The sequence below is a fragment of the Bradyrhizobium sp. 187 genome, assembly GCF_023101005.1.
GTDB lineage: Bacteria > Pseudomonadota > Alphaproteobacteria > Rhizobiales > Xanthobacteraceae > Bradyrhizobium > Bradyrhizobium canariense_D.
Map to the genome: position 1 here is coordinate 5,708,149 of NZ_CP064693.1, position 21,844 is coordinate 5,729,992.

Annotated in this window: 23 protein-coding genes and 5 pseudogenes; 14 read left to right on the plus strand and 14 right to left on the minus strand. The window is 60.0% G+C overall.

The genetic code is table 11. From position 1 onward, the window contains the following. Positions 1 to 283 precede the first annotated feature (283 nt). A complete protein-coding gene (locus IVB19_RS27660; RefSeq protein WP_247820234.1) occupies positions 284 to 748 on the plus strand; it encodes a baeRF12 domain-containing protein in 465 nt (154 codons plus the stop codon). A gap of 177 nt (positions 749 to 925) precedes the next feature. Here the strand turns inward: IVB19_RS27660 and IVB19_RS27665 are convergent, their stop codons facing one another. Beyond that, on the minus strand, positions 926 to 1,975 hold the full coding sequence (locus IVB19_RS27665; RefSeq protein WP_247820235.1) for a baeRF11 domain-containing protein: 1,050 nt from the start codon (positions 1,973 to 1,975) through the stop codon (positions 926 to 928). A 444-nt stretch (positions 1,976 to 2,419) separates the two neighbouring features. Further along, positions 2,420 to 3,253 (minus strand): universal stress protein, encoded by an 834-nt coding sequence (locus tag IVB19_RS27670; RefSeq protein ID WP_247820237.1) that lies wholly within the window; start codon positions 3,251 to 3,253, stop codon positions 2,420 to 2,422. 459 nt (positions 3,254 to 3,712) lie between these two features. Between IVB19_RS27670 and IVB19_RS27675 the strand changes: the two genes are divergently transcribed. From IVB19_RS27675 to IVB19_RS27705, 7 genes and pseudogenes are all read left to right on the plus strand, one after another. After that, a complete protein-coding gene (locus IVB19_RS27675) occupies positions 3,713 to 4,468 on the plus strand; it encodes a TMEM175 family protein (RefSeq protein WP_247820238.1) in 756 nt (251 codons plus the stop codon). A 362-nt stretch (positions 4,469 to 4,830) separates the two neighbouring features. Continuing rightward, a complete protein-coding gene (locus IVB19_RS27680; protein ID WP_256474618.1) occupies positions 4,831 to 5,691 on the plus strand; it encodes a thiamine pyrophosphate-binding protein in 861 nt (286 codons plus the stop codon). Next, positions 5,688 to 6,095: a ubiquinone-dependent pyruvate dehydrogenase family protein gene (locus IVB19_RS27685; protein WP_247820241.1), complete on the plus strand. Its 408-nt coding sequence runs from the start codon at positions 5,688 to 5,690 to the stop codon at positions 6,093 to 6,095. The genes IVB19_RS27680 and IVB19_RS27685 overlap by 4 nt, the downstream gene beginning before the upstream one ends. 6 nt (positions 6,096 to 6,101) lie before the next feature. Then, positions 6,102 to 6,266: pseudogene (locus tag IVB19_RS27690) on the plus strand (thiamine pyrophosphate-dependent enzyme); the annotation flags it as partial. A gap of 312 nt (positions 6,267 to 6,578) precedes the next feature. Continuing rightward, positions 6,579 to 6,776: pseudogene (locus tag IVB19_RS27695) on the plus strand (co-chaperone GroES); the annotation flags it as partial. Positions 6,777 to 6,865: 89 nt separating this feature from the next. Next, positions 6,866 to 8,504: pseudogene (gene groL, locus IVB19_RS27700) on the plus strand (chaperonin GroEL). Positions 8,505 to 8,902: 398 nt separating this feature from the next. Then, positions 8,903 to 9,193, plus strand: a complete 291-nt coding sequence (locus IVB19_RS27705; RefSeq protein WP_247821748.1) for a hypothetical protein — start codon at positions 8,903 to 8,905, stop codon at positions 9,191 to 9,193. Here IVB19_RS27705 and IVB19_RS27710 read toward each other — a convergent pair. From IVB19_RS27710 to IVB19_RS27720, 3 genes are all read right to left on the minus strand, one after another. Then, positions 9,108 to 9,473, minus strand: coding sequence for a DJ-1/PfpI family protein (locus IVB19_RS27710; protein ID WP_247820243.1), 366 nt, complete (start codon positions 9,471 to 9,473; stop codon positions 9,108 to 9,110). The genes IVB19_RS27705 and IVB19_RS27710 overlap by 86 nt on opposite strands. A gap of 138 nt (positions 9,474 to 9,611) precedes the next feature. After that, positions 9,612 to 10,427 (minus strand): universal stress protein, encoded by an 816-nt coding sequence (locus tag IVB19_RS27715; RefSeq protein WP_247820245.1) that lies wholly within the window; start codon positions 10,425 to 10,427, stop codon positions 9,612 to 9,614. Positions 10,428 to 10,971: 544 nt separating this feature from the next. Beyond that, complete coding sequence (locus tag IVB19_RS27720) at positions 10,972 to 11,679, minus strand: helix-turn-helix domain-containing protein (RefSeq protein WP_247820247.1); 708 nt, start codon at positions 11,677 to 11,679, stop codon at positions 10,972 to 10,974. Between the two features lie 702 nt (positions 11,680 to 12,381). Here IVB19_RS27720 and IVB19_RS27725 point away from each other — a divergent pair. Beyond that, positions 12,382 to 13,038: a BON domain-containing protein gene (locus tag IVB19_RS27725; RefSeq protein ID WP_247820249.1), complete on the plus strand. Its 657-nt coding sequence runs from the start codon at positions 12,382 to 12,384 to the stop codon at positions 13,036 to 13,038. 122 nt (positions 13,039 to 13,160) lie between these two features. Further along, the gene (locus IVB19_RS27730; RefSeq protein ID WP_247820250.1) at positions 13,161 to 13,604 is read left to right on the plus strand and encodes an Hsp20/alpha crystallin family protein; all 444 of its coding nucleotides are present in this window, start codon (positions 13,161 to 13,163) and stop codon (positions 13,602 to 13,604) included. A 349-nt stretch (positions 13,605 to 13,953) separates the two neighbouring features. Here IVB19_RS27730 and IVB19_RS27735 read toward each other — a convergent pair whose 3' ends face one another. The 4 genes from IVB19_RS27735 to IVB19_RS27750 form a co-directional block, all read right to left on the minus strand. Continuing rightward, complete coding sequence (locus tag IVB19_RS27735; protein WP_346283664.1) at positions 13,954 to 14,241, minus strand: hypothetical protein; 288 nt, start codon at positions 14,239 to 14,241, stop codon at positions 13,954 to 13,956. Between the two features lie 191 nt (positions 14,242 to 14,432). After that, positions 14,433 to 14,561, minus strand: coding sequence for a universal stress protein (locus IVB19_RS27740; RefSeq protein WP_524536769.1), 129 nt, complete (start codon positions 14,559 to 14,561; stop codon positions 14,433 to 14,435). A gap of 737 nt (positions 14,562 to 15,298) precedes the next feature. After that, complete coding sequence (locus IVB19_RS27745; protein ID WP_247820253.1) at positions 15,299 to 15,607, minus strand: UBP-type zinc finger domain-containing protein; 309 nt, start codon at positions 15,605 to 15,607, stop codon at positions 15,299 to 15,301. A 347-nt stretch (positions 15,608 to 15,954) separates the two neighbouring features. Next, positions 15,955 to 16,188: a DUF2188 domain-containing protein gene (locus IVB19_RS27750; protein WP_247820255.1), complete on the minus strand. Its 234-nt coding sequence runs from the start codon at positions 16,186 to 16,188 to the stop codon at positions 15,955 to 15,957. A 152-nt stretch (positions 16,189 to 16,340) separates the two neighbouring features. Here IVB19_RS27750 and IVB19_RS27755 point away from each other — a divergent pair, with 152 nt between their 5' ends. From IVB19_RS27755 to IVB19_RS27765, 3 genes are all read left to right on the plus strand, one after another. Next, positions 16,341 to 16,613: a hypothetical protein gene (locus IVB19_RS27755; protein WP_247820257.1), complete on the plus strand. Its 273-nt coding sequence runs from the start codon at positions 16,341 to 16,343 to the stop codon at positions 16,611 to 16,613. 202 nt (positions 16,614 to 16,815) lie between these two features. Continuing rightward, positions 16,816 to 16,968, plus strand: a complete 153-nt coding sequence (locus IVB19_RS27760; RefSeq protein WP_247820258.1) for a hypothetical protein — start codon at positions 16,816 to 16,818, stop codon at positions 16,966 to 16,968. A 62-nt stretch (positions 16,969 to 17,030) separates the two neighbouring features. Next, a complete protein-coding gene (locus tag IVB19_RS27765) occupies positions 17,031 to 17,528 on the plus strand; it encodes an Lrp/AsnC family transcriptional regulator (protein ID WP_247821718.1) in 498 nt (165 codons plus the stop codon). A 24-nt stretch (positions 17,529 to 17,552) separates the two neighbouring features. Here the strand turns inward: IVB19_RS27765 and IVB19_RS27770 are convergent, their stop codons facing one another. Both IVB19_RS27770 and IVB19_RS27775 read right to left on the minus strand, forming a co-directional pair. Further along, on the minus strand, positions 17,553 to 17,825 hold the full coding sequence (locus IVB19_RS27770; RefSeq protein ID WP_247820260.1) for a hypothetical protein: 273 nt from the start codon (positions 17,823 to 17,825) through the stop codon (positions 17,553 to 17,555). Continuing rightward, entirely contained in the window at positions 17,822 to 18,169 is a 348-nt protein-coding gene (locus tag IVB19_RS27775) for a hypothetical protein (RefSeq protein ID WP_247820262.1), read from the minus strand. The genes IVB19_RS27770 and IVB19_RS27775 overlap by 4 nt, the downstream gene beginning before the upstream one ends. Before the next feature lie 782 nt (positions 18,170 to 18,951). Here IVB19_RS27775 and IVB19_RS27780 point away from each other — a divergent pair. Beyond that, a pseudogene (locus IVB19_RS27780) lies at positions 18,952 to 19,219 on the plus strand (hypothetical protein). Positions 19,220 to 19,511: 292 nt separating this feature from the next. Here IVB19_RS27780 and IVB19_RS27785 read toward each other — a convergent pair. The 3 genes and pseudogenes from IVB19_RS27785 to ligD form a co-directional block, all read right to left on the minus strand. Next, positions 19,512 to 20,264, minus strand: a complete 753-nt coding sequence (locus IVB19_RS27785; protein ID WP_247820266.1) for a PIN domain-containing protein — start codon at positions 20,262 to 20,264, stop codon at positions 19,512 to 19,514. A gap of 3 nt (positions 20,265 to 20,267) precedes the next feature. Further along, positions 20,268 to 20,762, minus strand: a complete 495-nt coding sequence (locus IVB19_RS27790; RefSeq protein WP_247820268.1) for a hypothetical protein — start codon at positions 20,760 to 20,762, stop codon at positions 20,268 to 20,270. After that, a pseudogene (gene ligD / locus IVB19_RS27795) lies at positions 20,759 to 21,519 on the minus strand (non-homologous end-joining DNA ligase LigD); the annotation flags it as partial. The gene IVB19_RS27790 and the pseudogene ligD, both read right to left, overlap by 4 nt. Positions 21,520 to 21,844 lie beyond the last annotated feature (325 nt).

Sequence of the window (21,844 nt, forward strand, 5' to 3'; positions counted from 1 at the left end):
GGGAGCCAGCAGGTGACTGCCCGTTTCTCTCGTGCTCACGTCCTAGAGTGGGCCCTGCTCCGAACGAGGTCATGATGATGGCCAGAGGACCAGATGTCACAATAGGGATCCCAGGCGCCACTAGCGAAGGGCACCAAGTCCATGAACACCACAGCCATCATGAACAGAACGCAAATCGGTCGGAAGGATTTCGTGCATTCGAGTGCTGGCCATCCGGACCCCTCCTCTGCGATCGTTAGTCCTTCCCAGAGCGTGATCGAGATCTCAACCTTGCGAGGCGTCCATGCCGAACAAAAAGCCGTACATCAGGTTGCCGAACCGCGCAGTCGTTTTTGTCGGAGACGGCAGCAAGGCCCTGTTTCTTCTTAATGAGGGGAATGGTCTCAAACCACGCCTCGTGGTCCAACAGGCGTTTGAAGATGAGAACCCGCCGACTCATGAACAAGGATCGGACAAGCCCGGACGAGCCCTGTCTGGCACCGAGCCGAACCGCAGCGCGATGGAGCAGACCGACTGGCATGACATCGAGAAGCATAGGTTTACCCGCACCGTCGCCGGTGCTTTGGATCGCTTTCTCAGTGAGCTAAAAGCAGAGCATGTTGTAATCGTAGCACCGCCGCGAACACTCGCAGATCTGGGTCGATCATTATCTCAAACAGTCCAAGACTCCATTGTTGCGGAGCTTGCAAAGGACTTGACCGGCCTGAGCGTCAGCGACATCTCGCAATATCTCGCCGCCCGATCATAGCGGGCTCCAATTGCTGGCCGGCGCCCCCCGCTGCTCCCGAGCCCCGATTTCACGCTGTACCGGGTGATGTTCTCGCTGCTCATCGGCGCCGTGTTGTTGGCGCTAACGTTCTACGGCATGACGAACCGCTGGTCGTGGCATCAGGACAGCGAGCCGAATACCGTCCGCCGGCTGCGGTTAAGTGAATTGAAAGCGAAGGATTGCCGTCAATGGAGCGCGCTCCGGCAATTGTTCTCGCGATGCGGCTAATACCCTCGCCCCAGTGCATAGCGCGCGCCGTGCCACCTCATCGACGACGCTGTAGACCTCCGCATCATCAGAAGCGGCATAAGTCACGCTGCCGTCGATATCGCTGACGAGCCCTGGCACGACGGCGTCGAAGTCGACAAGCAACTGCTCTATCGCACCCGCGGTTGCTGCGTGGGCCGCGTAAGAAATATCCGTTGTGCCGCGCCGCGGCTTCAACTCGTCATACCGCGCGACCAAGTCCCTAATTTCCCGCGCGGTCGAACGATCGAGGATCGGGATCGCCTGGTCCTCTAGCACGGGGTCGGTAGATCGGTCAGGATTGCCCTCTATAACTTCCTCGGATAACTCCGGATAGTCGCAGATCGCACGGAACATCGAAGCCAGCGGCTCGGTCGCCGCGAGGATGAGCGGCGCCGTATGTCCGCGTAATGTATCGCGGACGGCGTGGTCCACTTTCTCAACATACTGGTGTAAGAGCACTTTCTCGCCCTCAAGATTCTGCAAATGCCCGCGCGGCGCGCGGACATGGAATGATGGACGTTGCGTTGCCTCTTCCGCATTCTTTGGCAGTCCTGGCACCCATACCCGCAACGGCGGCAAATTGGCAAAGACGTGAATCAGTCGGACGCTCTCTTTCGCAAGTGCAAGCACGAAGGCATCGTGCCGCGAGGTCATCGCCCGCAACAGCGGCGTCAGGTGCAAGCGATCCGCGACCTCGGCGAGCGGCTTTGGCGCTTCCGCCAGACGGAAGGTGCGCAAGGTTTCAGGCAGCGCGAGCACCGCAAGTCCGTTACCCTGATGGTTCCAGAACGAGAGAGACTCGTCCGCCTTCGCCCGCTGGCGCTGCCGGACTTTGTCTTGATCCGGGTCATGTTGGCCGCCGGCGAACTGATCGAAGCGCTGTTCGAACGCTTCGATCACACGCTTGTCCGCGCCAGCGTCGCGCAATTGCGCGAGCGCCTGCTTCGTCATATCCATGAACAGGGTACGATTCGCCTCGGCCCTCTCGCGCCAAGGCGAGACGTTGGCATGTAAAGGGAAACACAGAACTGGGCCCTTAGCTGCGCTAGATCCCTGAACTCTGCTACGGTTGGTAGATCGATGTGAAGCATCGGGTCCTCGAGGGTGCCGGTAAACAATGCAGATTCTCGCAACATCATCGCCGAATGACGTTGACGAACGTCAATCACGGAAGCTGCTTGAGCGCCTAAGCAAATGCGCCGCAGGCAGCCAATCCGATCAGGGTGTAACCCCACGCCAGCAAACCCCAATCCCGCATCGACTTGCGCGCCGCCGCCGAGCCTTTTCTCAGGTGGAATGGCGCACAGCCAGATGCTCAAGCACGTAGTAATCGTAGGGCCAGCTTGTCAGGATCGTGAGGCCGCCGATGATCCAGCGCACGTCACCGCCGATCCAATACATTCAGTGCGACATGAAGACCGGAACCGTCATCGACTTCAAAATGGCGCGGGTGACCCCGCCAAGAATGATTTCGCGCGGCTTGGCATGACCATAGCCACCCATCACGATCAGGGTTCCGGACTCGTCTGCGACATGAGACAGGATCGCGTCTGCCACCTCGATATCCGGTGCCGGGATGATTTCAATCTCGACCTTGACGTCGTGGCGCGCCAAGTGGCTTGCCATTTCGACCCCGCGAATCTCGGTGGTCTCATTCTTCGTTTTGTCGTTCTCGATGATCAGCAGATCAACCTGGCCCGCCCTCGCCAGCAGCGGTAGCGCATCGTTGATCGCCCGCGCCGCAGTGAGGCTGCCGTCCCAGCAGCATACCACGCGGTCGAGCTTCAATCCGTTCTGATCGATATATGGCACGACGATGACTGGACGTCCCGACTCGAAGAGCGCGCTTTCGATCATGTCGTCATTGCCTACCCCGTCTGGGCTGGACTGAAGAAACGTGCTGAGATCGGAGCGTCGAGCGATCGCCGCGAACAGCGTGGGCGCCTCCGGCCATACGGTCCTGACGAGACGATGTTCCGCCGACAGCAGGCGACTCCTTGCGGCCTCGTCAAACCTCCTGATTGCTGCCTCCGCGGCTTTCTTGCTCTCCTCCACCATCATTGCGACGATATTGGGCGGCATTTCCAGCATCACATAGCCTGGAAAGTCCGGCGCATAGACAAAGGCCACGCCTGCAATATGAGCATCGAATGCTTCGGCGACCGTGATCGCGAACTTGCGCGCTCGGTCTCGTGAAACGTCATGCTCCAGGTTGACGACGATATCCTTGATCATCGAGAAGTTTCCTCTCCGTGAGGCGCACGCTTCAGGCGTCAGTAGCAATCCTCGTCGCGACGAACGCACGTTCCAGCCCCATCCATCCTTAGAAGCGCTCACGCCGGAAGACACAGCGCAGTCCGTGGCGACTCATAGTAATAATGAGGCGCGGCGAGTGCGGCGCCGATCAATACGCCCGCCGCCCAGCCCCTACAACGGGAGCGACGGGAAAACCGTCATGCCATCGCGCCTGTGCCGCGGTCGGAGAAATGGCAGCGCCTGTGGCCCCGCAGCATTCGTGATTAGGTTGTTCTTCGTCACAGAGGTCCACTTGTTTTGACCGCGATCTGATCCGCCTCCGTTGATAATAGTGCGGCATCTTCACATCATTATGCCGGCCGTACCCTGACGGTTATCAATTGCCCTCCCCGGAGTCAGCCCCATGCTTGTTGAGTCCTCTAGAGCAGGGTACTCTTCGTGAAAAATGAAAGCACATCGAGGCAGGATGTTCGACGCACGGCGGCAGCGGTGGAAACGTCCCAGTTGCCGCAGGTACGGCTATCCGGTACCGATCGATTGGAAACCTTCAGCGACGGCGTACTCTCGATAACAATCACGCTACTGGTCGCCGAAATCGTCCGGCCCGAACATGCTCCCGGTCAACTCTTTGACCGACTGGTCGAGCAATGGCCCAGCTACATCGCTTTCCTCGCGTCGTTCTTTTACACGGGGGTCATCTGGCTCAATCATCGCGCGGTGTTTGCCCGCGTGCGCTACTGCGACCGCGGCCTGCATCTTGCCAATCTATTTCTGCTGCTGACATCCGGGCTTATCCCGTTCCCGACCGCGATCCTTTCGTCCTCGATGCAGATCGGCAATGAGTTTGATGCAAAGATTGCCGTCGTGCTCTATGCCGCTATTGCCGGCAGCATGTGCCTGGCGTGGCTCATCTTGTTTCACGTTCTGAGCATTCATCCCTGGCTCGTCGAGCACCACATCGGTTCTGATTTCTTTCCCAAGGAGCGATTGCGCGCCATCCTTGGCGTCGTCTGCTACACGGTGGCGGGCGTGGCGGGGCTGTCGATGCCGAAGCTCGCTTTGGTTATCTTCCTGGCGCTGCCCGTCTTCTACGGGATCACCAGCGAAGGCCTCACGGAGACCCGGATACGCTTGCAGTTTGGCAAGGCCCAGCGCGAGGCTGCGATCAAGCGCGACGCAGACCGCGCCGGATAGCTACTATGGTTTTTTTGACTGTCTCTTCCTTCACCGTCTACGCCGCCGCTAGCCAGTCCTGCCACATCGTCGGATCGACCGGAGTCCCATCGACCCATCTCAAGCCGGCAAGCAGGAACGATCTGCACCTGAGGCGTGCCCAGCCAATGCCAGACGGATTCCAGGAAGATACGCATTGCATCGTAAGCCTCGGCCAGGGTGATTGTGTCGGCGGATTGCATCATGGCCGCATCAGCCATCCTGATCATTCACTTTGCCTGTCGGCTACGCTAAGTGGCTAACGTTGACGCCCGTCAAGGCGCGCGCGCATTGATCGCGGCATTAACCCTCTCGGCTACGGCGATCGGGGAAGAGAGCGCAAGATATCAAAGACAGTTGCGGACGTTCTCGTTGGTGTACTCGAACAGATCGGCGTCAAACACATCTTCGGCTTGATTGGCGACTCGCTCAATCCGCTTGCCGATGCCGTGCGCCGCAGCAAGGTCGAATGGATCGGCGTCAGGCACGAGGAAGGCGCGGCGCTGGCGGCTGCGGGACAAGCAAAGTTGACCGGACAGCTCGCGGTGTGCGCGGGCACGACGGGTCCAGGCAGCAACCACCTTGTCGCCGGCCTCTATGAGGCCTGCCGCGATCACGCTCCAGTGCTGGCGCTCTCAGGCGATATGCCGCGCAAATTCCATGGCACCGACTACATCCAGACCACCGAGCCCGATCTCCTGTTCCGGGACGTGTCGCTTTACACCGAAACGATTGCGTCCGCGGCGCAGGCCGGTCCAGTGATCCATCAGGCGATGGCGGCAGCCTATGCAGGGCCTGGTGTCGCGCATCTGACGCTCCCGCAGGATGTGCTGGCCACGAAGGCCGAGGGCAGTGTTGCCAGCATCGCCACCCTCCGACCGCGGCCGGAGTTTGCAGCAAACGAGCATGACGTTGCCGAGTTGGCGCGCCGAATCGATGCCGTCGACCGCATCGTGATCATGTGCGGCGCCGGCTGCCGCGGTGCGATCGAAGAACTGCAGAAGCTCTCGGACCGTCTCAAGGCACCGCTGGTCCATTCGTTTCGCGGCAAGGAGTTGATGGCCTATGACGATCCCCGCTGGATGGGCGGACTCGGCATCATCGGGACCAGGCCGGTCTACGAAGCGGTGCGGGATTGTGAGCTCTTGCTGATGGTCGGTACCGACTACCTTATTCCAACTTCCTGCCCGACAAAGGAAAGGTGATTCAGGTCGACGTGCGACCGCAAGTTCTGGGCCGGCGCGCGCCGACGACGCTTGGCGTCACCGGCTCTGCGCGGCCAACGCTGGCGCTACTGCTCGGCAAGGTCGCCCCAAAAACTGATGGCCTGTTCTGGGACCTTGTTACGCGAGAACGACGGAAATGGGACGAGATGCTCGACAAGCAGGCCGACCTGCGCCGCAGCAAGGACAAGCTTCATCCACAAGTGGTGGCGCGCGCCGTCAGCGATCTCGCCAACCCCGATGCGATCTTCGCTGTGGACACCGGGCTGAATACGCTGTGGTCTGCCAACTGGATCCGACAGACCGGCTCGCAGCGGATTCTCGGCTCCTTCAACAATGCTGCCGTCGGGAACATGCTGATGGGCGAATTCCTCACGGCAGTTTAACATAAGCTGGCGGTCAAGGTGGTCATCTACAACAACTCATCGCTCGGCCTAATCAAGCTCGAGGCCGAGAGCGTCGGTCTCGTGCCGTTCCGCCGGGCGATCGAATTTCCTAATCCGGATTTTGCCGCACTGGCGCGGGCCTGCGGAGGGCACGGCTTCCTAGCAAGGAAAACCAGAGCGGATCCGCTGAAGGCTAATGACGCCGTACAGCACCTCCGGCATCATGGCATCGATGCCGTCAAATATCGCTCAGTCGGCGAGGAAGATGATACGGCCGACATCCTGGTAGCCGAATGCCGCAGCCTCGGTGCGAACCTGTTAGTGATGGGCAGTTACGGTCACTCAGGCTTGCACTGTCGAGACCGATTCCGATATCCTGATCACCGTTGCTCTCCCCGGCGTCGACGAGAATACGGTGAAGTTATCGGTCGAATCCGACAGCGTTCTTGTGGTGGGATTGCGCCGTCCGAGCTCGATCCCGTGATCGTCGCCGTCGGCCCCGGTGGCCGCGACGAAGCCGGCAAGCTGATCCCGATCGACCTGAAGGTTGGCGATCGCGTGCTGTTCGGCAAGTGGTCCGGCACCGAGGTCGTGCTCGACGGTCAGGAGCTGTTGATCATGAAGGAGAGCGACATCATGGGCGTTCTCACCGACGCCTCGGCAAAAAAGAAGGCCGCCTAACCAACCGCTCTCACCGCTCACCCCTGAGGAGCGCCTGCCGGCGCTCTCGACAAGGGTGAGACAGAACCAAGTACTGAGGGAAACCCATTATGTCAGCCCAAGAAGTCAAATTCGGCGTCGACGCTCGTGACCGCATGCTCCGCGGCGTCGAGATCCTCGCCAATGCCGTGAAGGTCACGCTCGGTCCGAAGGGCCGCAACGTCGTGCTCGACAAGTCGTTCGGCGCTCCCCGCATCACCAAGGACGGCGTCACCGTCGCCAAGGAGATCGAGCTCGAGGACAAGTTCGAGAACATGGGCGCGCAGATGGTGCGCGAAGTCGCCTCCAAGTCCGCTGACGCGGCCGGCGACGGCACCACCACCGCCACCGTGCTCGCGGCCGCGATCGTGAAGGAAGGCGCCAAGTCGGTCGCCGCCGGCATGAACCCGATGGACCTCAAGCGCGGTATCGACCTCGCGGTTGAAGCCGTGGTTGCGGACCTCCAGAAGAACTCCAAGAAGGTCACCTCGAACGACGAGATCGCCCAGGTCGGCACCATCTCGGCCAACGGCGACGCGGAGATCGGCAAGTTCCTCTCCGACGCCATGAAGAAGGTCGGCAACGAGGGTGTCATCACCGTCGAGGAAGCCAAGTCGCTCCAGACCGAGCTCGACGTCGTCGAGGGCATGCAGTTCGACCGCGGCTACATCTCGCCCTACTTCGTCACCAACGCCGACAAGATGCGCGTCGAGATGGACGACGCCTACATGCTCATCAACGAGAAGAAGCTCTCCTCGCTGAACGAGCTGCTGCCGCTGCTCGAGGCCGTGGTGCAGACCGGCAAGCCGCTGGTCATCATCGCCGAGGAGGTCGAAGGCGAGGCTTTGGCCACGCTTGTTGTGAACCGTCTCCGCGGCGGCCTCAAGGTCGCAGCCGTCAAGGCTCCGGGCTTCGGCGATCGCCGCAAGGCACAGCTGCAGGACATCGCGATCCTGACCGGCGGCCAGGCGATCTCGGAAAACCTCGGCATCAAGCTCGAGAACGTCACGCTCAACATGCTCGGTCGCGCCAAGAAGGTGATGATCGACAAGGAGAACACCACCATCGTCAATGGCGCCGGCAAGAAGGCCGACATCGAGGCGCGCGTGGCCCATCAAGGCGCAGATCGAGGAGACCACCTCGGACTACGACCGTGAGAAGCTCCAGGAGCGTCTGGCCAAGCTCGCTGGCGGCGTCGCGGTGATCCGCGTCGGCGGCGCGACCGAGGTCGAGGTGAAGGAGCGCAAGGATCGCGTTGATGACGCGATGCATGCGACCCGCGCGGCTGTCGAGGAAGGCATCGTCGCGGGCGGCGGCGTCGCCCTGCTCCGTGCCTCCGAGCAGCTCAAGGGCCTGCGCACCAAGAACGACGACCAGAAGACCGGCGTCGAGATCGTGCGCAAGGCGCTCTCCGCGCCCGCTCGCCAGATCGCGATCAACGCCGGTGAAGACGGCTCGGTGATCATCGGCAAGATCCTGGAGAACAAGGCCTACAATTACGGCTTCGACTCCCAGACCGGCGAATATGCCGACCTCGTCAAGAAGGGCATCATCGACCCGACCAAGGTGGTCCGTACCGCGATCCAGAACGCTGCCTCGGTTGCAGCGCTGCTGATTACCACGGAAGCCATGGTCGCCGAGCTGCCCAAGAAGGGCGGCGCCGGTCCCGCGATGCCCCCGGGCGGCGGCATGGGCGGCATGGACTTCTGAGCCCAGTCGTTCGCCCCAAATCATATAGGGACAACCTTGTGGTCTGTCAGACCACTCCATGCAGATTTGCAGCGCGGAGCGTCTCGGCCGAGGCGTGTCGTCGTGCTTTGATCTTCAGCTTTTGCGTTTGGCCCAGCATCTGGGGACGTCGAACTCTCATGCGGTTTCCTAGTAAAGGAAGCCCGGAGAACGTTTGCCGAGTCTCATACGCCTCCGGGGGCAGACGTCCGTCCTGCTATGCGCCGCTCGGTGATGCTTTGTGACAACAAAGAACGGGTAAAATAGCCAAATTCTCTCGCTGACGCGCGCCTGTATCCGTCACCCCCCAGCTTGCTATCCGTCAATGCAAACGATCGGACCGCGAGGGATATTGTGCCCTCACAAGCGGAGTGGCAAACATGGATACGGTACAAATTTTTCTAGGTCTATTGCTCCTGCTGTTACTCGGTGGCGTTGCGTATTACCTCTCGCAGCATAGATCGCACGCCCTGCGGCCGGCTCCCGCAACGCGGCGACAAGCCGACTTGGGACGGCAATCTGATATCCAGCGGGATTTTCAGCGCGTCTTTTCCATGACAAGCGCCCAAGGGAAGGAGGGTCTGATCAAGCGCTGGATGGATCGGACCGGCTGCGACCGCACGGAAGCCATGCGGCTGGCAACGGAAGAGTGGCGGCGGGATAACCGCTGAAAGCGGGGTCTGTCTCCAAGTCAGATTGGCAGGCCGAGCTGTGCCTCGTCATCTCGGACAAGCAGGTCATGCGACGGCCGTGTGCCGCGCCAGTTTCGATAACGGTACACCGGCAGTGGCAGATCGCGCGACCGGCTTGCTCAACGAAGAACGATTTTGCGAAGGCAGCTGCGTTTGGGAGCACGCGAAGCTTGTAGGGATTGATGACACCGTCAGGCAGCAGCGCGTCCAAATCTGCTGGCTTAGCCTGCTCAAGCGCCAGATCGAACAGAAATTCCACGCTCCACTTCGACCTTCTCGAAGCCGTCAGTGACCAGGATGGCTACATTCCCTCCTTTGAGAGTGTCTTTCGACAGCCGCGGCGGCTTTCAATCGTCGGCATCTGCAATCTCCCTGTCGGCGTCAGGCGATCTCTTTCCTAGTGCGCCATCAGCAGCGGGATCGGCGATTCATGCATCAGACTGTAGGTCACCCCGCCGAGCAGCCGCTCCAACATGCGCATGTGGCTATATCCGCCCATGACAATAAGGTTGGCCTTGCGGCGCTCGGCCTCCGCCATCAGTTGCGGGCCGACTTCGCTAGAGCGGCACTTGATGCGATGCAGGCTGGCCTCGATTCCATGATGCCGAAGATGATTGACGGCATCGATCCCCATCACGGCATCCTCCTCGGTTGGCCTTTCGCCGGTCGCAACGATGACCGACACCTTTTCGGCCTTGTGCAGAAACGGCATCGCTTCGGCAAGCGCACGAGCGGATTCCCGGCTCCCGTTCCAGGCGACCATAATACGGTCGAATGCGATCTTCAGCCGCTCCGTCTCAGGAACGAGATAGACGTTCCTGCCCGAGCCGAACAGCACGCCTTCGACGAGTTGCTCCGGATCCATCGCGCCATTGGGACGAAGCGCCACGAAGGTGTCGGAGGAGCGCGCTTCTCGCGCGGCAATTCTGGCGACGTCGTCGGAAAGCACATCGAACCGCCGGATCTCGACCGCCCGATCCAGCACACGCAGCCGTTTGGCCAGCGCATCCTCCATCGCGTCGCCAGTTTCGCGCGCATGCTCGACAATCGCGGCGGTGGTGTCGCCCTCGATCGGCCCCGGCAATGGCAGAACGTTGAGATACAGCCCGATGACGACACGGGCCTCGAGCTGGCGGGCTATATCGGCGACGGCTGCCAAGCGGATTTCGTCGGAGGCGCCGCCGTCCAGCCACACCATTACATCCCTGATCATTGCTCTCTCCTTCCTCACGACAGCCGTCGCGATATTTGGCTACTCTGCCGTTCTCGCAGTTCGAGGATCGGCCGCAACTCGATCTCATGCTCGAGCCTCTCGAATTGGTCGATGCATTCGATCAGTCCGGCAGGTCGAACGGCTCCAACAGCAAGCGGCCGTTCGCCTTGGCGGCCGTCCTCGGCGCATGATACAGTGCGCAGGCTGGCCTCCCCATTGATGGTCGTCAGCTACGCGCAATTTTTCTTGCACGGCATACAATCTTTATCGCGCCGCATTTCTCGATGTTGCAATATCATTATGTATTCACGATCGCGGGTTGTCATAAATTACGACTTCCCCGCGACGCGAGCGCGACGCTATTGACGGACTGCTGGCCGGTTCAACCGAACAAGCTGATCGCCTATGATCTCGGAATCAGCGTGCGCACACGGTCAGGGTTCATCGAGCGCGAATGATAGAGCGCCTTAGAATACGCCAAGCCACTGAGCTCATTCGCCCCGGAAGTGTGGCACGGCTAGGTTCGACTACCATCATCAGAGTGTTAGGCTGCGATCAAACCCGGTTTGCGGCCTTGCGGCGTCTTTCCGCCATGCTCCTCCAAGGCAGTTCTGTCGAGAATCTTGATCTTCCGCGTGCCCACCAGGGCAATAATGCCGCGCTGCTGCAGATCTGTGATGGCTCTACAAACCGTTTCGACCGAGACCGACAGGTATTCGGCGATGTCATACCGGGTGATCGGAAGTTCCACCTGTCCCTTTTGATCGGACGCCCGCTTCTCAAGAGCCAGTAAAAACCAGCCGAGTTTTTCAACGGCGGTGACACCCCCAAGAATCATGAGCTGATCCCTGGTTCGCCTCAGCAACTGGGACGAAAGTCCTCGCAATTCCCGCGCAAGCTCCCGGTCACGGTCGGCAAGCAAATCGACACGTTCAGCAGGATAGCTCGCAAGAACCGTCGGTTCCGCGATCGCCTCGACCGTTTCCTCCCTTTGATCGTCAGAAACAAAAAAGAAGTCGCGCGGCAACATGAGTTCGAGAATCTGTCGCCGTCCGTCGGGCCGGATCTTGCTGCGGCGAACTGCTCCAGCGATGAGGTAGCACCAGTGCCCGGCAGTTTCCGGACGATCCGGAATTTCCTGATCACGATGGCATTTCAAGATTGTGGCGGACCCATCAAGTCGCCTCAACGCATGAGGCTCAACCGACAGCATTCGACGATAGTGATCTGCCGCGTGCATTGTAACCTTCATAGGCGTCACCTTTTCTGGCAAGCAGCTCATTTGTGTCCTGAGAAATTCTCACCGAGCGAGACCAAACTATGGTCCGCCCTAACAACCCAGAAATTGAGCAAATCTGCGTAAGTAATAATACCTAACGCTCTCAGGCGTGAGGGGCCGAGCAAAGCCCGCGCGGAGACAAAGATGATCAAGCGCATCCGCACTCCTCCGCCACCGGCGCGAACGGATAAACAATCCAAATTGACAATAGTCAGCGCCGCACTGGACGTGCGGAGCTATTCCCTCCGCATCGCAATCAGACGAGAATTTGGCTGGTGTTGGCAGTAGGCACCCCGTCCTACCTCGTCTTCGACAACAAGTTGATTATGTCCGTTGCGCTTGGGACCGATTTTGATTTGCGTTTTGGCTAGTGGAATTGCCAACAATGCGGTGCGCCGCGCCTGCAGCCAGAACTCGCGCGGGACCGGAAGCGTTCTCTGAGTGGAAGAAGCACAGAGTGTCCGTTCCATTCGCTGCGACGGACACCGGGCGCGGCGATGAACGCCGCGGGAGTGCCCTTAGTGTAGCTTGTGCACTAAGCATGATCGATGCGGGGAAGAAACGAAGTACAGAAGTTGACGGTCGTCATGGCTTCGACAGTTCCCATTTCTAAACTGGGGCGATCGGTAATTTGGTCAGCCGACGCGCAATTGAAGCAACAAGGAGACGGCGAAAATGAAATCCGACAGCGAAATCGAACGTGATGTCCGCGACGAGTTGAAATGGGATCCAGATCTCGACGCCTCCGATATCGCCGTTTCGGTCAAGGATGGCGTGGTGACCCTCACGGGCTTCACCCATAGCTATGCCGACAGGCTTGAAGCGGAGTCGGCAGTAAAGCGCGTGGCCGGCGTCAAGGCTGTGGCGAATGACATTGAGGTTCGGCTGCCTTCGATAGATCAGCGCCCCGATCCGGATATCGCGCGAGATGCGGTCGCGGCGCTGAAGCAGGAGTTGCCGATCTCCCATGAGAAGATCAAGGCTGTCGTCAAGGACGGGTGGATCACATTGGAAGGCGCTGTCGAGTGGCAATATCAAAAGACGGCCGCTGAAAACGCGGTGCGGAAGATCAACGGCGTCAAGGGCGTGACCAACGTCATCACCGTGAAGCCCAATCTTGAGCCGACGGAAATCAAGCGCAAGATCATGGACGCCTTCAAGCGGAATGCGGAGGTTGATGCGGACCATATTTCCGTCGAAGCGAATGGCGGCGAGGTAGTCCTGAAAGGCACCGTTCGCTCCTGGATCGAACGCGAGGAAGCGGAGCGCGTTGCCTGGTCGGCACCGGGCGTCACTACGGTCGACGATCGCATCGTGGTCAGCCCCTACTAAGCCATTGCCCGCGCGCTGTCCGCGGGACTCATATCGCAAGCAAACCACAAGTCGCCCAAACGAATAGGAGAGCCCCCATGAGGTTGAGATCACTGGTCCCGTTTCGAGAACCCGGCGCGCTGATGCAGCCCGATTTCGGTTTGTTCGGCCTGCATCGCGAGATAGACAGGTTGTTCAATGAAGTCGCCCAGGGCATTGGCCAAAACGGCGCGCAGCTTGTCCCGAAGATCGAGGTCTCGGAAAACGATAGGTCGATTGAGGTCAGCGCTGAAATGCCTGGCCTCGAACGCAAGGACGTCGAGATATCGATCGACGACGACTTGCTCACCATTCGCGGCGAGAAGAAAATCGAGGACGACAAGACGGACAAGAACGTCCAGCACAGCGAGCGCAGCTACGGCGTGTTCTTGCGCGTGCTGCAGCTTCCGCCGGGAATCGACCCGTCGAGCGTGCAGGCGACCATGTCAAACGGGGTCCTGAAAATCTCGATTCCCAAGCCGGCCAAACCCGAACCGAAGAAAATCGAGGTCAAGGAAGGTAAGGAAGAAACCAGACAAGCCGCTTGAAGTCCCCAGGCGGCTTGCGGGACGCGCCTGCCGTTTCCCTCCCAACGGGCAGGCGCGCCCCGCCTCGATCCGGAGCTGGGCGCAACAGCACCCGCGAGGGATCGAAGCGCTGCTCGAAAACGGCAATGTCCCTCCTATCGGTTCCAGCCCCCAGCTGCGCCAGCGCTCCCCGGCAAGATCCTCAGAAATAGGACGATCGACCGACCTGGGCGTCCGTACCGAGACGCGACGTGGGCATATAAGGCGGGACACAGTACGTCGGTGATGTGAAGCATGGTTGTCTCATCTCACCAGCGGAAGACCTCCTGTATAGCCGTGCCACAAACTTCGCCTGCGAAGCTGACGAACGTCAATGAGCCGGCAGTTCAAGCACCCAGGCGAACGAGCAACAGGCAGCGAAACCGATCAACGTGGGCCCCCATTCCAGCAATCCCCAATCCCGCATCAGCTTGCGGACAGGGGAGATCACCTGTCCAGGTGGCATGGCGCAGAGCCAAATGTTCATCGGCATCATCACGAAATATGCATATGGCCAGCTCGCCAGGATCGTGATGCCGCCGATGATCCAGCGCACGTCGCCATCAAGTCTGAATTGAATGGAAGCGAGGACTGCGGACGCGACCGCGAGGACGGACAGCGTGAGCTGTGCCGCGACGAAAGCTAAACGTCCATTCCTTTAACATCGCGCGGCCGCCAAGCTTCAGACGGGCTGGCTGCTCGACTACCCCGATATAGAACGTCGCCCCAAGAAAGGCGGCGGCGACAGCGAAGGCGTAAAGACCAGGCCGCATGCTGCGGACTCCCGACACAGATCCAGAAACTGGATGATCAATGCGACATGAACACCGGAACGGTCATCGACTTCAACATGTCACGGGTAACATCGCCGAGAATGAACTCGCGTATCCGGGCCTGGCCATAGCCGCCCATAACGATCAGACTTGCTGAGCCGTAGATTTTCTCCGGCGCACCCGCTCCTAGGCAAAGCTCAGTAGCAGTCCTCTACGCTGCGAAATCGCCAAGCCCATCCATCCCAGACCCGTTCGCGTCTGACGATACAATGCGGTCCGTAGAAGACGGGCTCATAAGCGTAATACGGCCTTGGTGCCGCGAGCGCAGCGCCAATCAGAGCCCCTGCCGCGAGCCCGCCCACCACAGGAGCAACCGGGAAACTATGGTGCCTCCAGTGAGCTTGCGCCGATGACGAACTCGCAATTGCGGCAAGCGCAAAAGACGTTCCAGTGGCGAGCGTGATCAGAGCCTTCTTCATCGCAGATCTCCACTTTGTTTGCATGACGAATTGAGTATCCAACCCGAAAAGCGCAGTTTACGTACACTTAGTCCATCTAGCCCATCGCCATGGAGATGCTACCCGCGTGCTCCGCTCGCGCATTGGCGTTCGTCAACGATTGCCCGGACAATTTCCGAGATCAGAGCACCGATCTTGGGAGCAGACCGCGTTGGTGCTTGTCGTCGCTTGGCAAGTTGAACGAAAAATGCAGAACGGAAAAGAGCTCGGCCGGCGCGCGCTCAAATTGGTCCGCGTACCCTCAAAGAAGTATCAAGACACAATTATCTCCGCCCGCGCGACGACCCCTCGCTGGCGCAGGATCGCGGCGAACAACCGAAAGCCTGCGTCCATCGGCGTTGCGGTGAGCGCGGTGGCTGCCTCGCGCTCGGCGCGCGCCTGCGGCTCAATAGTACCGGGGGATCGGTCCGAGATGCGGCGTCGGCCGGTCCGAAAGATCAAACATGGCCTCGTCGACGTAGCACCAGCCCCAGCCCTCTGGCGGATCATACGCCTCGATGATGGGATGTCCGGTCGCGCGAAAATGCTTGGTCGCGTGCCGATTGGGCGATTCATCGCAGCAGCCGACATGCCCGCACCTTCTGCAGATACGCAGATGCACCCACTGTGAGCCCGTCTTCAAGCATTCCTCACAGCCAGGTGCGCTCGGAACAACGTCGCGGATTGTCGCCAGATGTCGGCAGAAGATCGCCATTGCTCACCTCTCAATCAGAGATCAGTTTATCGCAAGTTGGCGCACGCGAAATTGACGACCGTCAAAGCGCAACGGTTTCCGACAAACGTGAAATGATCGCTACAGGGCGGCAGCGTCAATCAAACGTCCCCCTCGGACGCGATGAACCAGCCGCCTGCATGTCTCTTCCTAAGTAGACGCGGTGCTCAGGAGCGGCAAATGCCACAAACCGTCTCGCAGCGCCTGGTCGGAGTAACCGAGCGCCAAAAACGCCCGCAGATCGGGACTCATGATCTTGCCGCAGTTCATGACATGGATCCAAGAGCATGTCGCAGCCGTGAGCGCGTGAGCCGCGGCGATCGCAAAGATCATTCGCCGAATAGCTTGGATAGCCATCCTTTTGCGACGCTTTTTCGAGTGATTCTTCCGTCAGGAAGATGAATGACAAGGTCGACCGCCCGTTCTTGCGCGATCTGCTGGGCGACCAGCTCCGCCTCTTCGCGCGTAGCACAATGAGCGACTTCACTGCCTGCGTCGGTTCGTACGATCCAGCCCTCGAAATTGGCGCTGGGGATGACATGAATCGCGGCATCTGACATCATCTGAACTCCACGTGGGAATCTGAAAGCTGGATAATGCCAGAAGCGTTGAAGCACGCTGACAGACGTCAATCGTTCACGCGCCGAGGTCCAACGCGCGCGGTAGGTCTGGCGAATTGAGAGGCTCGTTTGAATTCCGGACCGGCTTCATTCCAGTGCTGACGTCTGCAGCGGGAAAGATTTACGTAGCGCGCATCCGCGAGGCCTTCATCCTGCGGCCAATTCCGGTGATCACTTTCCTGTTCGCGCTCGGCATTGGCGCGCACCTGCATGGGCGAGCCAACCAGGCCCTGCCTTATGTCGTGTCCGGAAGCATGGGCGTGCCGATGCTCTATCCAGCGTCGGAATCCTGTCGCAGGCCGTCGAACCTCGGTTCCGCGCCGCGCATGCGGCACGCCGACGTGCTCGCCCTGCTGACGATCAACTAGACTATGTCTTTGAAGCTTTTGGCCTCGCAGGCGACATCAAAATCGTCCCTCGCAACCGGGCGCATTGGAATTTCCTGCCCGCGCGCACGAAAACCTCAGCACGATTCAATCAAATTGGCCCTTGCGGGTAGCAATGTTCAACGCCGTCCCTGCCGTGATAGCCTTGTCGAGTTCTCGCCTCACACCGTTGTCCGGAGTGAACATGAGCTACGTCATTTCACTCCGTTCAAGCTTCGCTCGTTCGCTCGAACAGGCACGCGGATGGTTCCAGCGCTCGTTGCGGCCGCGGACAGGCGGCCCGGACAACAGGCAGGACGATCTCTACGAGATTTTCCTGTTCGGACCTCGCGGCTGACGAAAGGCACTCGCCGCGCGTCTGACTTTTCCGTCACACTGAGGTTTCTGACATGACCAACGCTGCGTTGCAGCTCGCGTACTGGCCGCCGTCTCGACGCCATCGATCGCAAGATTTTGGTGGTTCTCCAGGAGGACGCTTCGCTCTCAGTTGCGGAAATCGGCGAGCGGGTCGGCCTTTCCTCGGCGCCGTGCTGGAAGCGCATCCAGCGCCTCGAGGCCGACAGCGTGATCCTGAGACGGGTTGCGCCGGTCGACCAGAACAAGATCGGGCTTGGCCTTTCGGTGTTCGTCTCGGCGGAAAGCGCCGACCACTCGGATGCCTGGCTGAAGCGCTTCGCCGATGCGGTCCGCGCCATGCCCGAGGTGATGGAATTTTACCGGATGGCCGGCGACGTCGACTACATGCTGCGCGTCGTGATCCCCGATATGCAGAGCTATGACGTGTTCTACAAGGAGCTGATCCACGCCGCGCCGCTCAAGAACGTCACCTCGCGCTTTGCGATGGAGAAGATCAAATCGATTACGGCGCTGCCGATCCCGCCGGTGGCAGCGGATTAAGGTCTCACCTTCCTCGATGCCAGGTCATCTGCGACTAAGGAGCTGTGCGCAATTTTTGCTTCCGGCGCCCCTATCAGACCTTTGCGCGGCCCGCGAAGCTCCGATTAGCATTGTGAACGTTCTGCGTACAACCGCCCAGGACACCAGCTTGAATGCTGCGCACAACTCACTTTGCTGGAGCATCGCCTTCATCGGCATAGTTCCCATAATCTCACCTTCGATGATCAATCCCTCAGCGTGCGGCTTGATCGATCGCACCTCGATCAGCAGGTTCTTGTCGAGCGTATAGAATTTCATCCTTGCCCCTCACACAAATCATCGAATTCGATGCCGAGATCACGACATATCCGGATCGCAGTCGCACGCCCGCCACCGGTGATGCCGCCGGGTGGATGCATGAATGTTCCTGCGAGGTAGAGACCCTCGGCGCCCGGCACGGCATATTGCGACAGCTCCGGCGTCGGCCGGTGACCGCCGATCTGATAGAAGCCCTTGCTGACGCCGCCGACGTCACCGTGCTGGAACGTCGGCGTATAGCGCTCGGCATCGACAGGACTCAGGAAGGCACTGCCAACGATATTGTCTTCGGTCAAATTCGTGCAAAGGGCACTGATCTTTTCATGAATGAAGTCCCGGAACATGGACTTGCGCTCGTCGAAAGCCGCGGCGCCGCCCTCCCGAGGTGCATAGGGACTGAAGCACCCTCCAGCCCCACTGCGGCCATCCCGGACAAATCAGAAGCTGGTTTTCGAATCTTCCGGTGTTCCGACGGTAGAACGCCCCGTTCCGAAAATGGACTCCGTACAAGTACCGGAATTCGCTGTTCAGACGATTGCACCTAGAGAGCGAACATGGCATGGCTCGCTTTCCAGCCCCCATGCTCCCGGCAGCCGATCCAATTGCGGATTAGAGCGCCGGGAGTGCTAGGGCCGCCGGCGTATTTACGGGCCGCGGCGCGCACACACCCGGGCTTCCGCATCCGCCGGAAACCGCGCACATTGCGACAGTTTGTTGGCTTTATCGCGAACACGCGCAAAGGCCGCTGCATTGGCGCAGCGGCCATCCGGGAAAAATGGTTTCGGAATCAAATTACCAGCCCCGGCGCGTCTTGAGTGTGGCGACTTGCTGTCAGCAATTGGAGTCCAAAAACCTGTTCCGCATAGCGGAACAATTGTGACGTTGCTCTCCCGCCACAGCCGCCGTGAAAAGAAGATCCCGCCAGCGTGAACCGGCGGGAGTGGTCTGAAGATGATTCTAGACCGGCGGGCACCGGTCGCTTAGGAATCAAAGCTAGCATGTGGGTCCGCCAGTGTGAACCGACGCATCGCCTGGTTTGGTTTCTGAACAAGATGCGGGATAGGCTCGGTAGCGGCCGGCTCACCTCCAGGCAGATTACCGAGATTTTCGCGGCCTGATTCCAGCAATGAAACACGTCACCGAACGCCCTGTTGCCGATCCGCACGCCGCCGCCCGCCAGCTCGTCCAGCTGGCTTCGAGTCGAGCCGGTCCAGGCCGGCCGGATCCACATCGAGAAGATCAACTATCCTTTCCTCTACACGCTTAAAGGAAGCGGCGCAGAGTTCGGTGCGGGCATCAGGTGCGCTGTCGAAAAGGGTTGGCTCGAGTCGCACGAGAGCGGGACCTACGTCCGGCTGCTGGCGCCCGGGCAGGATGCGTTGTCGCCCCGTTAGGAACCGTGCCCCGATTTCGAGCTGGCGGAGCGGTCCCGGCCTATAATGCTCCAGCCCCCCAGCCCGGGGCCGTCTCTTGTGCTCTGTCCAAACCGATACAATGAAGATACCGAGAGGCAAGTTTACAGGCGAGCGTGTCGACGCTCTTCAGGCCGAACATTTCATCAAGTGCCCGGCTTGCGGCGGCTGGATCGATATGCGCGTCCTAGGATCAGTTTTCAACCATGAGGGGCCGCTGCCCCATCCTGGCCAGGATCAGGCACAATCGGGCCGGAGTAAGCGATCTATGCCCCTAGAGATATCCTCCTTCATCCGACGATTGGAAAACAATGCCAGCTTCTGTTCGTCGAGATTCCAGGCACGCATCGTTGAACACGCCCAGGGTAGGCTTGCTCCGTCCACGGCTGATCCAGGATTTCGATCTCCTGCACATTGGCACTAGCAGGCAGATCCATCCGCCCTGTTCGGATTTGTTTCGCTTCCGAGCGCCATCCAGTGCCAGCGCAAATGCTCGCTCCTCGCCGCCGGCGTGGCCCAGGATATAGGGACAGACGGTTTGCTGCCTTCCGCCGTAGCTCAATCGAACCGGTCTGCGCTGCAATATCGCTGCCCTCAACGTGCGGAAGGCTGGGCTGTGACCTGTCCGTATGATGTTAAATCGGTGCTTGAGATCGCGCCCGTACCGATGTTCCGCAAACTTCGGATTGAACGTTGCGGCGCGGGTGATCTTGCTTCGCTCCATGAAGGCGATGCTGGTGCGATCGACAAAGGAAAGCTCTTGACTGGTTCCGATCTGCGAAGCGGCCTTGAGGTCGTCTGCCGTGAGGGTTGCAACGCGAGCGCCCGTGTCGCGCAGTCCCTCCCAGAATTTGTCGGCAACCTTCGCGCCGAAGTGCGCTCTGAGCAATTGCCAGGTTTCCGCCAGCACCTGATCGGTGAGAACCCAGCCCTCGGTGCTTGAGAGGATTGACTTGGCGAGCTCGTTGTTGCGGTCGCGCTGCGCTGCTGCCGCGAACCAGACGGTGCTGTCGACGAATGTGCTCACGTCTCATTCCTCGATCGGATATTCCGCGATCTTGCCATTCTGGGCATTCTGCTCAAGCCATTGCTCCGCGGCCCGCTTGGAAGCGAACAGCATGATTCCGGGGTCTCCGATCGCTCTGGAGTCCTCGTCCGCCACCAGAATCCAGACGGACTGTTGCCGCGGACCGCCTTCGATTTCGTACTCCCAGGCAACCCCTTCGGGATCGTGCTTGTCGAACCATCTGTCGGCGGCATCCGCGGATGCGAACACTTTCAGCCACTCGGGATCGCCGACGTTCCGCCGCTCTCCCTCATTGAAGTCGTCAAGATAGATCCAGACAGTCCGTCCCGTCCTGCGTAACTTGGCCCAATGCGAAACCGCAGCGTTGACCTTTTGTCGGTCGGTGCGGTCCTCTTCCGGCAGGAGCATTACGCTCGCGTGCACGTCGGACGAAAGCCCGGTCCGGTCGCCCGGCGGCTTGTGGATCCATTCGATCCACTGGTCGAATGCGTCGTTCATGACGGCTGTCTCCTCTTCACCCGAAACGGGTTCTCGATGGTGAAGGCGTCCGGCGCGATCCCGCTCTCGATGCGCTTCCAGGTCACGGGCGCTGCGATCGGAAATCCCTCTCGGGCTCGCGGGGAATGTGAGCAGACAGGAGGTAGCGGTCTGGATGGCGCGCTGCGAGGGCGGAGACCAGCTGATGCGCGACCCAGTGCGCCCTGTCGTGCAGCACCGGCCGATCCACTGGGGCCATCAGGTGAATACCTTTGCCGCCGGTGAGCTTGGGCCAGGTCTCGAAACCCGCGCGCTTCATCAGCGCTCGCAGATCGAGCGCGGTCTCCACGACGGCGTCCCAATCGACGCCCTCTCCGGGATCGAGATCGATCACGATGCGGTCGGCATGTTCGAAGTCCTCGGCTGTCGCATTCCAAGGGTGCAGCTCGACAGCGCCGATCTCGACGAGACCAAGGAGGCCATCGAGGCTGTCGACCCACAGGCGAGTGCCTTGGCCGCCCTCGCGCTTCTGAATGTGGAGCTGGTGCACGGTGGCCGGAATGTCCTTCGGCAGCAGCCCCTTGTGATAGAAGGTCGTGCCGTGCACGTGACGCACCAGCTTGAGCGGACGATGCCCAAGGTGCGGCAGCGCCTTCTTCCAGACCCAGGTCCAATATTCTGCGAGTTGTTCTTTAGACGGAGCAACGGCTTCGGGCAGAAGCTGCAGGATGTTCTCTCGGGGGACGCCCAGCTTCGGCCGGCCCGCGACGGATGGCACCAGCCGCGGCGCCTTGACCTTGCGCACCGTAAGATCATCGCTGCCCGGAAAGGTGAAACTGCGCGGACCTTCTCGCCGGCTTTGAGCGCGTCCTCTATTTCCGTCGAACCACCCAGCGGCTCATAGCTCAGACCCCCGTGCTTCAGTAGCAAATCGAGCTTTGCTTCAACTCTTTCCAGCGAGACCAGTCGCCGCTGCAGGCCTGTTATTCTCAAGCGAAAATAGAACCCCAGCGCCACGAGCATCGCGAGCACAAGGGCGGTAGATGTAGCAATCGTTTCCATGAAGGGCTCAATTTAGCGTCGGGCGATCATCCCTCCGCATA

Bases quoted from the DNA above. Each gene is read 5' to 3' on its own strand.
- IVB19_RS27660 (WP_247820234.1), top strand. From the start codon at position 284: ATGCCGAACAAAAAGCCGTACATCAGGTTGCCGAACCGCGCAGTCGTT.
- IVB19_RS27665 (WP_247820235.1), bottom strand. From the start codon at position 1,975: ATGGATATGACGAAGCAGGCGCTCGCGCAATTGCGCGACGCTGGCGCG.
- IVB19_RS27670 (WP_247820237.1), bottom strand. From the start codon at position 3,253: ATGATCAAGGATATCGTCGTCAACCTGGAGCATGACGTTTCACGAGAC.
- IVB19_RS27705 (WP_247821748.1), top strand. From the start codon at position 8,903: ATGGATACGGTACAAATTTTTCTAGGTCTATTGCTCCTGCTGTTACTC.
- IVB19_RS27715 (WP_247820245.1), bottom strand. From the start codon at position 10,427: ATGATCAGGGATGTAATGGTGTGGCTGGACGGCGGCGCCTCCGACGAA.
- IVB19_RS27720 (WP_247820247.1), bottom strand. From the start codon at position 11,679: ATGAAGGTTACAATGCACGCGGCAGATCACTATCGTCGAATGCTGTCG.
- IVB19_RS27725 (WP_247820249.1), top strand. From the start codon at position 12,382: ATGAAATCCGACAGCGAAATCGAACGTGATGTCCGCGACGAGTTGAAA.
- IVB19_RS27730 (WP_247820250.1), top strand. From the start codon at position 13,161: ATGCAGCCCGATTTCGGTTTGTTCGGCCTGCATCGCGAGATAGACAGG.
- IVB19_RS27745 (WP_247820253.1), bottom strand. From the start codon at position 15,607: ATGGCGATCTTCTGCCGACATCTGGCGACAATCCGCGACGTTGTTCCG.
- IVB19_RS27750 (WP_247820255.1), bottom strand. From the start codon at position 16,188: ATGATGTCAGATGCCGCGATTCATGTCATCCCCAGCGCCAATTTCGAG.
- IVB19_RS27760 (WP_247820258.1), top strand. From the start codon at position 16,816: ATGAGCTACGTCATTTCACTCCGTTCAAGCTTCGCTCGTTCGCTCGAA.
- IVB19_RS27770 (WP_247820260.1), bottom strand. From the start codon at position 17,825: ATGAAATTCTATACGCTCGACAAGAACCTGCTGATCGAGGTGCGATCG.
- IVB19_RS27775 (WP_247820262.1), bottom strand. From the start codon at position 18,169: ATGTTCCGGGACTTCATTCATGAAAAGATCAGTGCCCTTTGCACGAAT.
- IVB19_RS27790 (WP_247820268.1), bottom strand. From the start codon at position 20,762: ATGAACGACGCATTCGACCAGTGGATCGAATGGATCCACAAGCCGCCG.